The following is a 14019-nucleotide window of genomic DNA, read 5'->3' as shown; positions in this document are numbered from 1 at the left end:
CTGAGTTTCAGCCCTGAGAGTCTATGGAACAGCCCAGCCCAACCGCGACCCGTGCTGTTAAACGAGGGCGATCGCCCTGGAAAGCGCCCTGGCAAGCCGCCAGTATCGCGGGCACGGTTCTGGCAGCAGTTCTAGCAGCATCGTCCACGCTGATTCCGGCGGTCAGTGGCTGGCTCTCGCACACGCTGCTGGTGCTGGCGGCCACCCTCAGCATTACCAAAGACCTGCTGCTGGTGGGCGGCATTGCAGTCCTGATCGCCAGCCTGCTGGCCCCGCTGGAGGCCCTGGGCTGGTGGGCGGGCTGGTATGGTGAGGATCTGCAAACCCTGGAAGCACCGGGAATCTTGGCAGAACCGCTGCCCGAACCCAGCACCATCACTCGCTACGTCGTTTACCTGGATGGCATTGCCCAGGGAAAGTATACTTACCTGCCCGATGTGGAAGAATTCCTGGCGACGCTGGCGGCCGACATGCCCGATGACATCGTGCTAATCCAGGGCATCATGTCTTACTCCGTGATGAATCGCTCCCTCACCGAGCGACGAATGCTGGCGTTCTTTTGGCGCATCGTCGATCGGCTGCAAATGTCGCCCTCCAGCGGCATCTTTGGGCTATTGCTCTCGTTTTTGATTAACATCCGCAACGTGCTGGTCGTCGCCGTGACCGCTGATCAGCGCTACGGCCCGATTTACGGCCAGGGCACGGCGCAGGTCATCTTCAACAGCCTGACCCACTACGGGTATCAGCCCAATAGCGGGGTTCCGGTGACGCTGCTGGGCTATAGCGGCGGGGCGCAGGTGGCGCTGCGGGCAGCGCTGACGCTGAAGCAACTGCTGAAAGCGCCCATCGACGTGATTTCGCTGGCGGGCGTGGTCAGCGGCAATCATAACCTGCTAGAGCTAGAGCATCTTTATCATCTGGTGGGCGATCGCGACTGGGTAGAAAAACAAGGCGCAGTGCTGTTTCCCCAGCGCTGGCGGCTGTTTCCGCTGTCGCCGTGGAATCGCGCCCGCCAGCGCCGCAAGATTACCATTTCTTCCCTTGGCTCGATGGGGCACAACGGAGCCGACGGCCCCTACAGCGTCACCGAGCGCCTGCCCGACGGCCGCACGCACCTAGAGGCAACCGTCCGCGCTGTGTCCGATATTTTGCAGGGCAAGTCGGCGCTGGTGAGCAAGACGCAGGTCGCCAAACCCAGCAACTACGAGCGCTATTGGCAAGCCGAGTTTAACCGACCCGACTATTATCCGCTGGATCAAACCCCAGACCCAGACCTGTATCGGGCGATTCCCGCAGGGATCGCTCCGCGAATCGCCCCCTGGATGGGGCGGCTGATTTTGCCAAAACCGAACGAGCGGCGGCAGGTGCGCGGCGTGTGGTTTGAGGTGCATCACGCGCCGCCAGAATATGCCCATCTGGTGGGACAGGTGGTGGTGCTGCGCTGGCAGCAAACGCCGGGGATTCAGTTCTTTTTGCAGCAGACCACCCGCGATGTCTTTTTTAGCGAAGAGACGGAATACAGCATTTGCCAGGGCTTGGTGCATCCGCTGCGAATTGACCGCTGGCAGCGGGTCGATCCGCTAGAGTCGCTGGCAGGCAGCCGCCCCTACGATGACGTGCTGGTGATGCTGGACGAGCCGCAGGTGAAAGATGTCCAGATCGGCGGCGAAGGGCGATCGCTCCTCGCCATTACGCGAGAACCCGTGCAGATTACAGGTCGCTATTATGCCCTAGCGACGGTGCTGGAACCCGTCAATGCCCAGGGACACCCCCTGCCAAACTCCGATGCCTCTGAGCCAGAATTTTTCCGCATTCAGCATTTCAACCGGGCCACGCGCCAGTTTGACGGGCCCACGGAAATTGTGCGGTTTCCCCCGGTCATTCCCGATGCAAACAACCTGCCGCCTGCTGGGAATCGGGGATTGGAAAAGTCTCCTGCGGGACGCGATGGCTGGTATCTCTATGGCGCAAAGGACGCAGCGGGTCGGTTTGTGGTGCAGGCGATCGCCCCCCGTGCGCTCCTGCGCTTGCAGCCGGATCAAACCATTGGCGATCGCCGCGAGGCGTGGCAGTTCCTCAGGCGCGGCATCTGGGAAGACATTGCCACGCTGAAGGGCAACGTCCGCTCGACGCTGCTCCTAAACGCCCTAAACGAGAGCATGGCAGATTCTCCGAATGCTCCCCCGGATGCCCCTGCGCCCGCCAATGCCCCGCCCTTTGCCGAAGGCTCTCGGGCGCTGGTGATTCACCTCTACGGCGGCATCGGCGGCGCAATGGCAGAACCCCAGGCGCAGGGCCCGCTATACTTTGGGCATTTTGCCTACGGCGTGGCGACCGTGGTGCGCGAACCGCTGGCCGACGAGCTCATCTTCGACATTCACTATCACCAGGTCTATACCCACAACACCGATGGAGTGATTGCGGGAACGCTTTCCTGGCAGCGATTTTTGGGCGATCGCCAGTTTGGCTGGCTGGGTGTGCGACCAGTGTGTGACCTGGTGATTCAATACGATCCGTTCACCAGACCCTTCGACTTTGGCGGCGTAAAAGCCTCGGCGCTAGACGGACTCGTAACCCAGCTTGAAATCATGACCGCCCGCTACCGCATCGGCGACGGCACAGGCGGAACCTACGTCGGCCCGGCTCACAACTGCTCACAAGACTCCAATCAGGCCCTCTACGCGGCGGTGAAAAACCTGGGCGACGCGCTCAACCGGATGCCCGAACTCAAGGACTGGCTGGATGAACAGCCCGACCAAGCAGCCCGGTTTGACCAACTGGTGCAGTTGGGGCGCTTTATTAAACGCGAGATGTTGCCGCTGGGCACGGCCCGCGCCGACTGGAAAACGAACGACAGCACCCTCGGCGTTAGCCCCGAAAGCGAAATTCTCTATAACCTCACTGTCGGGCTGATTAGCTGGCGGACGCTATTGCCCCGCCTCGCCTGCGAAACCATTGCCCGCCAGTTTCTCAATCAGGGCGCACAGATTTGGGTGCTGCAAACTTGCCAGGTGGGGGGCGATCGCCCGGAGATTGCGCCCGTTGCGCCAACGCCGTTGGGGTGGTGAGTGGGTGGGGGATGTGGGGGAAGAGGGAAGAGGGAAAACGAAGAACGAAGAGGGAAGAACGAAGAACGAAAAACCTTTTTTAGCGCGATGTGCTAGCCTGCCGGATCATCACCTGCTGGATGATTGCCTGCTGGATCATTACCTGCTGGATTGTGGTGTGCTGGATTGTAGAGGACGACGTTTTCTTGCTCGTTAGGGTCGTTGCGGGAAACTAGGGCGCGGGCGGGTTCGGTCTGGCTGAGGTTGTGGGGCTGGTGGGGCACGCCGGGGGGAATAAATAGGAAATCGCCTGTTTCGTTGATGACCGACTGCCGAAGTCCCAGCCCGTAGCGGGTTTCGACGCGCCCCTCCAGGATGTAGATGGCGGTTTCGTAGTCGCGGTGGAAATGCGGCTCGGCAGAGGCTCCTGGTGGAATAATCACCAGATTCATGGAGATGCCCTGCGTCCCTGCGGTGTTGCCAGAAATGCCAACGAAATAGGGCAACCGCTGGCGAGTCAGGGTTTCTGCATCGGGACGCACGGTAATGATTTCGCCGTCGTTGGGCTGGGGAGCGGTAGTGTCTGCCCCGCTCATGCCCTCATCGCTCACCTGCTCTGCCTGGGCTGCTTGGCGTGAATCTTGTTGCAATGCCATCGAACTGTGTCCTCCGGGCCAGCATCTAAATTTCTCTATCTTCATCCTAATCGGCAGATTTGCACCTGGCCCTGCGAACGACGCTTGCGCCGCCATCTCAGCCGATAATGGAACCAGCAGTTGGAAACCTTGCAAGTCAACATTGCAAAGAAGGCACGGAGTGCGATCGCCATGAATTATGTTGTAGCAATCCTTCCTGACCGCATTCAGGCAGAGGCGGCCTATTCAGCACTGGAGGCGGCAAACCTGCCCATGAATCAGGTGAGCATTTTGGGGCGCGGCTATAAAAGCGCTGATGAGTATGGCTTCCTTGACCCCAAAAAGCCCGCCCGCAAGCAGGCACTGCTGATGGCGACGTGGCTGGTGCCGTTTGGCTTTATTGCAGGGGTGGCGTTTAACCTGGCGACTGCGTATCAACTGGTGCCCTCGGCGGGTGTGCTGGGCAATCAGATCATCGGTGGCGTTTTGGGGGCGATCGCCGGAGCAATGGGCAGCTTCTTTGTCGGCGGCGGCACGGGGCTGGTCTTCGGCGGGGGCGATGCCCTACCCTATCGGAATCGTCTCAAGGCGGGGAAGTATCTAGTCGTGGTGAAGGGACAGCCCAACCTGACGAATCAGGCCACGAAAATCTTGAAACAATTTGATCCAGAAAATATCCAGGGCTACGTCGAGCCAGATTGAGTCTTGCCAGATTGAGCCTTGCCAGATTGAGCCTTGCCAAATTAAGCACTGCCAGATTAAGCATTAGCAGGCTGTTTTTGTCGCCAGGGGCAGCCTGGAACGGGCAGGCTCCGTAATTTTTCTTAAAGTGCCTGAATCGTTTGCAAGCCCATTACGCAGCCCAGAGATTGCACTCTTGATCAGTCCAGACCCGTGCCACTATCCGGATAGATCTTCACACAATTGTTAAATGGGGTTGGTGCAGTTGTGGAATTCCGGGGCACACTAAGCCTGATGGGTATAAGCCTGATGGATTCGAGTGACCCATTCCGTTTTGCTGTGAAGATTTGAGGGCGACATGAGCATTGAGAAAATCGTCGAGCAAGCGCTTCAAGATGGCTACCTTACCCCTGCGATGGAAGCTGAGGTTGGGCGCATTTGCGATACGGCTTCCGAATTGTCTATCGAAGAGTACATGGCCCTCGATCGGCTCATGGGGGCGCTATTGACCGGCGAGGTGGTCGCAGTGCCCCGCAAGCAGTTCATCAACGTGATGGAAGAAATGGTGTTGACGGAGGCGATCGCCCGCGTTGCCGAAATCGAAGCCACCAGCGATTGCACTCTCGACTTGGGCGACATTGCCGCCTACGCGCTGAACCGACTGCCGCCCATGTATGCCACAACGGAGGAAGGCGCAGACTATCAGCGCAGCCGCGCCCGCGAAGATCTGCAACCGCTGATTGCAGAACAGGTGGCAGAGGCGATCGCCCGCAGCGTCAACCGCCCCGACTTCTATCCCGAACGCCAGGCCTTGGGCAAGAGCACCAGCGACGAAGTGCTGGGTCAGGTGAGTACGCTGCTCAAAGCCTACGCCCATAAGTTTGAAGCACACGCCTAGAGACGCACGCCTAGAGAAGGGTGGAAATTGGCGATCGGGGAACCGGATTGCTCTCAATTCTCGATTTTGGCTTTTCTCGATTTTGGCTTTGCCATTTGGCTTTGCGATTTGGGTCTGCGCTTTGGGTTGGCCTATGCAGTGAACTCAGGGCTTTCTGTGAAAGTTGCAAGCCAGCCCTGAGCGGTCACCCGGTTCTGCTGTGGGCGCTGTAGCGCAACACCCTCTTAACCCTCAACTGCCAAGCCCCAACCCCTCGCGCCCTGATGCGTCAAAAAAGCGGCCGTGCCGTGGGGAACACACACCACGTCTGGGCTGAGCCGGATGCCCGGTTGCAGGTCGATTTTTGCACCCGTGCTGAGCAAGTGTCCGAGGGTGGGGCGATCGCCCGTCTGCATCTGCTGCAAATGCTCGTCGCGTAGGTACAGGATTGCTGCGATTTCGCTGCTGGGCTGGGGTTTTGCCCGCAGAGACGCATCAAAGGCAAGCAAGTAGTAGGTCTGTTGGCTGCTGGCCAGGCTGCCGTAGCTGGAGTGCGCTCGCTTTTCTAAAATCAGTCGGGGGCGCAGGCCTGATTCCAGCAGACGCACCGTGAGGACTTCCCCCTCAGCGCTCAGAAAATAGGTCTGCTCAGCGCTGTGAATCGCAGAAACCACCGCGCCGATTTCTTCAGCGCTTTCTCGCAGGGCGCAGTCTGTCCAGGACTCGTCGGGCGAGCGCCGCTTGCCGCCCACTCCAAAAAACCGCAGGCGATCGCCGCCGTGGGTCAGTTCTCTCCGGGGAATCGAAAAGACGTGATAGCCATCCCATCGCAGAAACAGCGCCGCCCCTGTAGGGGTCGTCCGAGAGATGAAATCAGACAGTGAAATGAGCATTGACCAATTCAGACCTATCGCAAGGGAGACGGTTTCAGGAAGTTGCGTTCAGGAAGCCATAGCAAGGCATCGCCTCCCCTATTTAAGCCTGTCTAAAGTTAAGACCGGGTAAAGCGACACAAAACGATCGCTCTTTGGGCATAAGCATCCATTCATTCGTCAGAACAACGAAGCAAGATCACGAATCAGAGCGAGTCGGAGAATTGACCGACGGATTGACCGTTGCAGCTTCTACAGTTCCCTTTTTGGGGGCGACAACGACGGGGCTGGGCCCCGGAAATTTTGCCGCCAACTCATGGCGCTGATTCACCAGATACACGCTTACCAGCGTCAGCACCACGCCAATCCACTCTTGCTGGGTCAACTGTTCCCCCAGCGTCAGATTGCTGAACAGCAGAGCGAAGACAGGGGTCAGGAAAATCAATGCGCTGACGCTGGTGACATTGCCCGTCGCCGCCAGGTAGAAAAACATGCCGTAAGTAATTGCTGTGCCAAAAATCGTCGTGTAGCCCAGCCCGGCCCAGTCGCCCAGACTCAGCCCTGACACCTGCCCTGCCTCAGTCAGCGCTGACAGTAGCAGCAGGGGAACCGCGCCAATAATCATGTGCCAGCCTGTGCCCACGATGGGGTCGGCGTGTTTGCGGACATAGGTGACGATGATCGTGCCAAAAGACATGGCCAGCGCCGCCAGAATCATCAGCAGTTCGCCGCTTTGCATCAGCGTCGCCCAGCTAAAGGCTCCGGTCGGCAGGCTGAGGTTGCCCTGGAGGGTGGACTGGATCGCTGCCTCCGGCAAACCGCACAGCGCTACGCCCAGCACCCCAATCGCCAGCCCAATCCAGCCCCAAAGCCCAATCACATCGTTCAGAATGAACCGCGACAGCACTGCCACAATCATCGGCTGCGCGTCGATTAGCACGGCTCCCAGCCCCGCACCTGTATGCACCAGTCCTTCGCTCAAAAAGCCCTGGAACAGTGCGCCATCGACCAGACCAAATAGCGCGATCCAACTCCACGCCTTCCAGCCCTGAGGTTGCGGCAGTTTGGCGATCGCCCCCACCAGCAGCACCAGCAGCCCCGCAGGCAGGAGCCGAAATCCTGCCAGAAACAGCGGCGTGGTATGCGGCAGGACAAACTTCATCACCACCATCGCCGTCCCCAAAAAGAAGAAGGGTGCAACCAGGACAATGGGCGATTTGGCGAGGGCGGGCGTAGATGGGTTGAAAGACATTAGGACACGAGGGGGTGACAGGGTGGCAGAGGGATGGAATCGTAAACGCGAACGCTAAAGAGGGGTGACGGACTGGCGGAGGGATGCGGAGAGCGATCGCCCTGTGCCGCCGCGCCGAACCAGGATTAGCTCGGCAGCGATGCTGACGGCAATCTCTTCTGGAGTGAGGGCACCGATGTCTAACCCGATGGGGGCGTAGATGGTTTGCAATTTGCCAGGATCAATGCCGCGCTGGGCGATCGCCTGATAGACCTGGTGCACGCGCTTTTCGCTGCCAATCATACCCAGGTAGCAACAAGGCAAATTGCGGCTTAGCAAACAGTCCAGCGCCTCTAGGTCATATTGGTAGCCGCGAGTCACCAGGGCGACATAAAGCTGGGGATGAGGTGCTAGCTGGCGCAGAGCATTGGCGATTGGTTCGACAAAGATATGCGTCGCCTGGGGATAGCGGTCGGCGTTGGCCCACTCTGGACGATCGTCCTGCACCATCACCTGAAAGCCAATGAGAGCCGCGATTTTGGCCAACTGTTCGCCAACGTGACCCGCGCCGACGATCAGCAAAGCAGGCGGCGGCTGTAGCGTTTCGACAAAGGCAGATTCGCTGAGGGCGATCGCCCGTCCATTCCCCAACTCATCGGCCAGGTAGGGCGACCGATCAGGAGCAAGGTCAATAGCAAGGGGCGTAACCAGCGTGGCGGGCTGTCCCGACTGGAGGCGATCGCAGATAGACCGGGCCAGGGCGATCGCCCCTTCTCCCTGCCAGCGCTCCACCCACACCTGCATCCAGCCGCCGCACACGCCCTGAATCTCGCGGTTTGGCGCACCCGACAGGTCAATTTGCACCTGCTGCTTTTCGCCCGATGCCAGTACCTCCTGCGCGGCGCGAATGACCTTGGCCTCACCTGCCCCGCCGCCAATCGTGCCCCAGATCTGTCCATCTCCCCAAACTAGCATCCGCGCCCCCACCTCCCGCGGCACCGATCCCCGCACCTGGATGACCGTCGCCAGGACAACTGGATGATGTTGCAAAAGGATTGCGAGTTGAGAGAAGCATTGGATAGACATCGGAGCAGTACCAGCAGGGGTGGAGTCATGGAGTCATGGGGTTAGGGAGTGTAAGAGAGCCACTGTCCCACTCCCCATTCGCCCATGCCTCCATCACCCGATTACTCCGCTGAGCCAAAGCGCAGCGTCATGAAGATAAACCGTGCTACGAAAACCGCCGCCAAAATCCAGGTAGCCAGGCTCACTTCATGGGCTTTGCCCTGGAAGGTCTTGGCCAGGGGATAGGCAATGAAGCCCAGGGAAAGGCCCGTAGCAATGGAGAAGGACAGCGGGATGAAGAAGATCGTGAGGAAGGCGGGAACCGCTTCGGCAGGGTCGGCCCAGCGAATGTCTGCTGCGCCTGCCATCATCAGCACACCCGTAATTACCAGGGCTGGAGTCGTGGCGTAGGCAGGAATCGCCTCAAACAACGGCACCAGGAAAATCGCCAGGGCAAACAGGATACCTGTCACCAGGGCCGTAAAGCCCGTGCGGCCGCCTTCGGCCACGCCTGCTGCCGATTCCACGTAGCTGGTGACGGTCGAAGTGCCGACGATCGCCCCGGCCGTTGTGCCCACAGCATCGGCCAATAGGGCCTGATTCGTGCGGGGCAGTTCGCCAGTTTCTGTCAGGAAGCCGGCCCGCTTGCCTACGCCCGACAGCGTGCCTACGGTGTCAAACATATCCACAAATAGAAACACCAGCAGCACCGCCAGGAAATCGATCCAGTTGCTTCCCGTGACCATGCCCAGTCCGCTAAACGCCTTACCAAACAGATCGACCGGAAACTGGGGTGCGCCAACAATGCCCCTAGGCCAGGGCGACACGCCCAAAATCCAGCCCAGCACCGCCGTTGCCAAAATTCCCCAGAGCAATGCTCCGCGCACTCGCCGCACCAAGAAGGCTGTCGTTAGGGCAATGCCAAACAGGGCCAGCAGCGCATTGGGATTGCCCAAGCTGCCCAGCGTGGTCTTGGTGACTGGGCTGGCAGCAATCAGCCCAGCACCGCCGGTGGCCGGATCGCCCGCCAGCCCAATGTAGGCGATGAAAAAGCCGATGCCCACAGAGGTCGCCGTTTTCAGCGTCATCGGGATGGCATCGACAATCTGCTTACGGACATTGGTAAAGGTGAGAAGGATAAAGATGATGCCTTCCACTAGCACTGCCGCCAGAGCGAGCCGCCAGTCAAAGCCCAGCGTCAACACGACGGAGTAGGCAAAGAAGGCGTTGAGTCCCATGCCAGGAGCCAGGGCGAAGGGATAGTTGGCGATCAGGGCCATGACTAGGGTGGCGATCGCCGCTGAGATTGCCGTCGCAAACACCTGTTCACCGAACAGATCTCGCGGTTCTTGCAGGAAAATCGCGTCCGACAGAATCAGCGGGTTGACGACCAGGATGTAGGCCATGGTCATGAAAATGGTGAACCCCGCCAGCGTCTCAGTCCGAAAATTTGTGCCGTGTTGGTCGAACCGAAAAAAGTTTGCCAGCTTTGCCCATATGCCGCTGTATTGCGGCGTAGGCGATCCGGGTTCCGACTGGAGAACCTCAGGCTCCATAGTTGATCCTCCCTATCGCTTTAACGATGTGATGGTGGGTTGCAATTTCACTGGTTTAGACAGCGCAAGGGTGAAGGAGAGACTTAGAGGCGATCGCCTCGTAGAACCGCCTCATAGAACCCCATAGAAAAGTGAAGGAGTCGAGAGAGAAAGCGCCCACCCTCAGCCCATTCACTTCACCCGTTCATTCAGCCCATCTTCAGCCCAGAACCAAGCTCAGACAGAACGTGCCCTATGCTACAAACAGGGACGCTTCAAAATCAGTAATGCTGGCACAAAAGGCATCGTCCTAAACCAAGTCATAAAGCCCTCATGCTAAAGTTGTCGCCCAGAGTTCATTGTAATTTCTGATACATTTTTACTTTCTTTTAGTCTGCCAAAAGTTTGTTCCGCCTTGTAAGTCATCGAGCGCCATCTAAATTAACGTCTCGAGAGCGATCCCGTCTTGAAACCGTTGAAAAGGTTGCAACTGGAGAAGCACTGATTCAGGTCATGACGTGGTCTCTCTGCGATTTTTCTCGCAGGCGGTGCTAGCAAACCGGGGGAACAGGGCATACTGAATCAGTAGTGAATCATTAGTCGTGATCCATTACCCGTTGTCCATCTATAGCCGCTGGGGAGGGTGCAAATCTTGGCTAGATCCTGGCGATCGCCCAGCCTGCTACCCCCACGCTGCTGGTTTGCAACTCTTCACCTGCTAACTATTGAGACTCCAAGGACGATTTGAGCATGTCCATCGAGACCCTTCAACCTGCAAATCCTCGCGACGTGAACGTGTACGCACCCTACTATCAGGGCCGCAAGCGCAACGCCCTGCCCCTCGCCATCAGCCTTTATCAAAAGGGCAGCCTGGAGGGGTCTCGCAAGATCGAGGGGGGAGAGAGCATTCCGTTCGTGGCAAGCTGGAGCGTGTCGTCGCTGCCTGCTGACCTAACGCGCTGCCGGATGCAGTTTGATGGCAACGCCGAGCTGAGCTATGAAGTCACGCTGGCAAATTTTGAGTTTGTCGATTTTTTAATCGACGTGATTTTTTACTTCAAATCCAACCGCATAGCAGACTTTTCGCAGGGTTTCTACCGCAAGCTGCTGCGTTTGGATGAATAAGCGGGGTTTCTGAACTCGCCCGGCCCCCCTTGTGAAAGCAAAGACCTCCTCTACAATGGGGAGAAGTCCGCAGCGTCGGACGTGTCTTGCAGCAAAAGCGTGTCTTTCAGAAAAGGTGGGTGGGTGAGTCTGTGCAGTATTTACTCGTTGGGTCTCCCGAAGCGTATAGTGGCAAGTCTGCAATTATTCTGGGGTTGGCGCACCTGTTTCAAGAGAGAGGGGTGGATATTGCCTACGGCAAACCGATGGGGACTTGCCTGAGCGAGTCGGAAGCAGACACGCTAGATGAAGACGTGCGGTTCATCGCGGCCACCCTGAACCTGCCAGAAAGTCGGTTGCGTCCCACGCTGCTCTCGCTCGACCCGAACACGATCGCCCGCCGCATCAAGGGCGAAGACTCTACCCACTATCAGCAGGCGCTGTCTGCCTATGAGCAAAGGCAGGGCGGCAGTTTGGTGCTGTTGGAGGGGCCAGGAACCCTGGACGAAGGCTCTTTGTTTGACCTGACGCTGCCGCAGATGGCGGAGGTGCTGGATGCGCCTGTGCTGTTGGTATCTCGCTATCACTCTGATTTGGTGGTGGATTCGCTGCTGGCCTCGAAGCGGGTGCTGGGCGATCGCCTCCAGGGGGTGCTGCTGAACGATGTGCCGCTGGATCAGGTAGACGCGGTGGATGCCAACGTCCGCTCATTTCTGGAAAGCAAGGGGATTCCAGTGCTGGCGGTGTTGCCCCGGAGCGACTTGCTGCGGAGCGTCAGCGTGGCGGAACTGGTGCATCAGCTGAATGCAGAGGTGCTGTGTCGCCCGGATCGGCTGGACCTAATGGTGGAAAGCCTGAAAATTGGCGCGATGAATGTGAACTCGGCGCTCAAGTATTTTCGCAAATCGCGCAACATGGCGGTGGTGACGGGGGGCGATCGCCCCGATATTCAGCTTGCAGCGCTGGAAACCTCGACCCACTGCCTGATCCTGACCGGGCAAATTCCGCCAACACCCGCCGTCCTCAGCCGTGCCGAAGACCTGGAAGTGCCCATTCTCTCTGTTGATTTAGACACGCTGACCACGGTGGAAATTATCGATCGCACCTTTGGTCAGGTGCGCCTGCATGAATCGATCAAAGTGCAGCACATCCGCCAGTTGATGCAGAGCCATTTTGACCTCGAGCGGCTGATGAGTGCGCTGGCGCTGGAACCCGTGGCGACTGCCTGAGGCGTTGCTGCACCCTTGACCCAGACTTGCAAACCAGTCCTGCCTCGAAAGCTTTACACAGCTTTACAATAGAAGCAGGATTGAAGGAATCATCATGGCAGAAAAAATTGTAAAGTCTGACGCTGAGTGGAAAGCGCAGTTGACACCAGAGCAATACAACGTCACCCGCAAAAAGGGCACCGAACGCGCCTTCACCGGGGCCTATCACAACCACAAGGCTCCTGGTATTTACAAGTGCGTCTGCTGCGGCACGCCGCTGTTTAGCTCCGAAACCAAGTTTGACTCTGGCACGGGCTGGCCGAGCTATTGGGCCCCGCTGGCGGCCGAAAACGTGGGCTACGAGGAAGACAACAGTTTCTTTATGCGCCGGGTCGAAGTCCACTGCGAAACCTGTGGCGCTCACTTGGGCCATGTGTTCAACGACGGCCCCGCACCCACGGGAATGCGCTATTGCATCAACTCCGCTTCGCTGACCTTTGAAGAAAAGCCGGAGTAGGTTCGCAGCGCGAGAATGGAGAACCGTGGAATCGAGGGGGATTGCATCACTCCATTCCCGCCCCCGCTTTGACCAAGATCCCCGGCTCCCGCAAGTCCCGCAATGCAGCGCTGCCCGTGCAAAGCAGGACGGTGTTAAGTTCTGCGATCAGGGCTTTGATCAGCTCATCTAGGGCGGCATCGGAGTCGGCAGCGGCTTGCAGGAAGGGGAGGGCGAGTCCGCCCAGGTCTGCACCCAGGGCGATCGCCTTGGCCACATCCAGCCCATTTCGCAGACCGCCAGAGGCAATTAGGGGAATCTGGGGGGCGATCGCTCGGATCGAGGTGATGCATTCCGCCGTCGGAATGCCCCAGTCGGCAAAGGTATTGCCCAGGCGGCGCTGGAGCGGATCTTGGGCGCGTTCGCTTTCTACTCGGGCCCAGGACGTGCCGCCAGCACCCGCCACGTCGATTGCCCCCACCCCACAATCAATCAGCCGCTGCGCCATTCGCGCAGAAATGCCGTTGCCGACTTCTTTGGCAATCACGGGCACGGGCAGGGCGTTGCACAGCGCCGCGATTTTGTCGAACAGGCCGCGAAAGTTGCGATCGCCCCGCGTTTGCACACACTCTTGCAGCGGGTTTAGGTGCAACACCAGCGCGTCCGCCTGGAGCCAGTCCACCACCCGCAGACACTCCTCCACGCCGTAGGTATAGTTCAACTGCACCGCGCCCAGGTTGGCAAAGAGCAGAATATCTGGCGCAGCGGAGCGCACGGCAAAGGTAGACACCACCTCTGGATTTTCGATGGCGACGCGCTGCGACCCCACGCCCATCGCCAGCCCGTGTCGCTGCGCCGCCGCCGCCAGCCGTAGGTTGATCACTCGCGCCAAATCTGTGCCGCCTGTCATAGAAGAAATCAGCAGCGGAGCCGTCAGCGCCTTGCCCAAAAAGGTTGTATGCAAGTTCAAATCAGCCGGAGCCAGTTCCGGCAAACAGCAGTGGGTAAACCGATAGCGCTCTAGACCTGTGGTGAGGTGCGACTGGACGTTTTCTTCCAGGCAGACGCGGATGTGTTCGGCTTTGCGGGCTTGGGTGGCGATCGCCTGCTCGGAAGGGGCACTAAGGGCTTGGGCAGTGGCAGGAGAAAGGGAATCAATCGGTCGCGTCATGCTGAATGGAATGCGGCTTTTGCATTAGCTAGTGTGCCATGCGATCGCCCTTCCACTGGCATCTTCATGAAAAACGAAATATGATCACTGGTCGGTT

General features: G+C 58.7%; 12 protein-coding genes. 6 read left to right on the top strand and 6 right to left on the bottom strand.

Annotation, left to right across the window (positions count from 1 at the left end; genetic code table 11):
* The first annotated feature begins 23 nt into the window (after positions 1-23).
* Positions 24-3068 (top strand): CAAX protease, encoded by a 3045-nt coding sequence (locus IGS16_RS21130; RefSeq protein WP_297088889.1) that lies wholly within the window; start codon positions 24-26, stop codon positions 3066-3068.
* Positions 3069-3160: 92 nt separating this feature from the next.
* Here IGS16_RS21130 and IGS16_RS21125 read toward each other — a convergent pair whose 3' ends face one another.
* Positions 3161-3643: a cupin domain-containing protein gene (locus IGS16_RS21125; RefSeq protein WP_367185855.1), complete on the bottom strand. Its 483-nt coding sequence runs from the start codon at positions 3641-3643 to the stop codon at positions 3161-3163.
* Between the two features lie 231 nt (positions 3644-3874).
* Between IGS16_RS21125 and IGS16_RS21120 the strand changes: the two genes are divergently transcribed.
* The gene (locus IGS16_RS21120; RefSeq protein WP_068508434.1) at positions 3875-4384 is read left to right on the top strand and encodes a hypothetical protein; all 510 of its coding nucleotides are present in this window, start codon (positions 3875-3877) and stop codon (positions 4382-4384) included.
* A 337-nt stretch (positions 4385-4721) separates the two neighbouring features.
* Positions 4722-5261: a late competence development ComFB family protein gene (locus IGS16_RS21115; RefSeq protein WP_297088885.1), complete on the top strand. Its 540-nt coding sequence runs from the start codon at positions 4722-4724 to the stop codon at positions 5259-5261.
* A 224-nt stretch (positions 5262-5485) separates the two neighbouring features.
* Here IGS16_RS21115 and IGS16_RS21110 read toward each other — a convergent pair whose 3' ends face one another.
* The 4 genes from IGS16_RS21110 to IGS16_RS21095 all read right to left on the bottom strand — a co-directional run bounded on the left by IGS16_RS21110 (position 5486) and on the right by IGS16_RS21095 (position 9964).
* Positions 5486-6133: an NUDIX hydrolase gene (locus IGS16_RS21110; RefSeq protein WP_297088883.1), complete on the bottom strand. Its 648-nt coding sequence runs from the start codon at positions 6131-6133 to the stop codon at positions 5486-5488.
* A gap of 178 nt (positions 6134-6311) precedes the next feature.
* A complete protein-coding gene (locus IGS16_RS21105; protein ID WP_297088881.1) occupies positions 6312-7364 on the bottom strand; it encodes a DMT family transporter in 1053 nt (350 codons plus the stop codon).
* A 54-nt stretch (positions 7365-7418) separates the two neighbouring features.
* Positions 7419-8393, bottom strand: coding sequence for an XdhC family protein (locus IGS16_RS21100; protein WP_297088879.1), 975 nt, complete (start codon positions 8391-8393; stop codon positions 7419-7421).
* 137 nt (positions 8394-8530) lie between these two features.
* On the bottom strand, positions 8531-9964 hold the full coding sequence (locus tag IGS16_RS21095) for an NCS2 family permease (protein WP_297088877.1): 1434 nt from the start codon (positions 9962-9964) through the stop codon (positions 8531-8533).
* Positions 9965-10693: 729 nt separating this feature from the next.
* Between IGS16_RS21095 and ebsA the strand changes: the two genes are divergently transcribed.
* The 3 genes from ebsA (at position 10694) to msrB (ending at position 12772) form a co-directional block, all read left to right on the top strand.
* The gene (ebsA, locus tag IGS16_RS21090; protein ID WP_068508424.1) at positions 10694-11068 is read left to right on the top strand and encodes a type IV pilus biogenesis protein EbsA; all 375 of its coding nucleotides are present in this window, start codon (positions 10694-10696) and stop codon (positions 11066-11068) included.
* A gap of 119 nt (positions 11069-11187) precedes the next feature.
* Positions 11188-12276, top strand: coding sequence for a phosphotransacetylase family protein (locus IGS16_RS21085; RefSeq protein WP_297088875.1), 1089 nt, complete (start codon positions 11188-11190; stop codon positions 12274-12276).
* A 94-nt stretch (positions 12277-12370) separates the two neighbouring features.
* Complete coding sequence (gene msrB, locus IGS16_RS21080) at positions 12371-12772, top strand: peptide-methionine (R)-S-oxide reductase MsrB (protein WP_068508420.1); 402 nt, start codon at positions 12371-12373, stop codon at positions 12770-12772.
* Between the two features lie 46 nt (positions 12773-12818).
* On the opposite strand, the gene fni is transcribed toward msrB, so the two are convergent.
* Positions 12819-13922: a type 2 isopentenyl-diphosphate Delta-isomerase gene (fni, locus tag IGS16_RS21075; protein ID WP_297088872.1), complete on the bottom strand. Its 1104-nt coding sequence runs from the start codon at positions 13920-13922 to the stop codon at positions 12819-12821.
* Positions 13923-14019: the final 97 nt, after the last annotated feature.

Source organism: Thermoleptolyngbya sp. C42_A2020_037, from assembly GCF_015272455.1.
GTDB lineage: Bacteria > Cyanobacteriota > Cyanobacteriia > Elainellales > Elainellaceae > Thermoleptolyngbya.
The sequence above is the reverse complement of the archived record's forward strand: the minus strand, read 5'-3'. Positions and strand labels throughout refer to the sequence as shown.

Bases quoted from the DNA above. Each gene is read 5' to 3' on its own strand.
- ebsA (WP_068508424.1), top strand. From the start codon at position 10,694: ATGTCCATCGAGACCCTTCAACCTGCAAATCCTCGCGACGTGAACGTG.
- IGS16_RS21120 (WP_068508434.1), top strand. From the start codon at position 3,875: ATGAATTATGTTGTAGCAATCCTTCCTGACCGCATTCAGGCAGAGGCG.
- IGS16_RS21130 (WP_297088889.1), top strand. From the start codon at position 24: ATGGAACAGCCCAGCCCAACCGCGACCCGTGCTGTTAAACGAGGGCGA.
- IGS16_RS21125 (WP_367185855.1), bottom strand. From the start codon at position 3,643: ATGAGCGGGGCAGACACTACCGCTCCCCAGCCCAACGACGGCGAAATC.
- fni (WP_297088872.1), bottom strand. From the start codon at position 13,922: ATGACGCGACCGATTGATTCCCTTTCTCCTGCCACTGCCCAAGCCCTT.
- IGS16_RS21105 (WP_297088881.1), bottom strand. From the start codon at position 7,364: ATGTCTTTCAACCCATCTACGCCCGCCCTCGCCAAATCGCCCATTGTC.
- IGS16_RS21110 (WP_297088883.1), bottom strand. From the start codon at position 6,133: ATGCTCATTTCACTGTCTGATTTCATCTCTCGGACGACCCCTACAGGG.
- IGS16_RS21115 (WP_297088885.1), top strand. From the start codon at position 4,722: ATGAGCATTGAGAAAATCGTCGAGCAAGCGCTTCAAGATGGCTACCTT.
- msrB (WP_068508420.1), top strand. From the start codon at position 12,371: ATGGCAGAAAAAATTGTAAAGTCTGACGCTGAGTGGAAAGCGCAGTTG.
- IGS16_RS21095 (WP_297088877.1), bottom strand. From the start codon at position 9,964: ATGGAGCCTGAGGTTCTCCAGTCGGAACCCGGATCGCCTACGCCGCAA.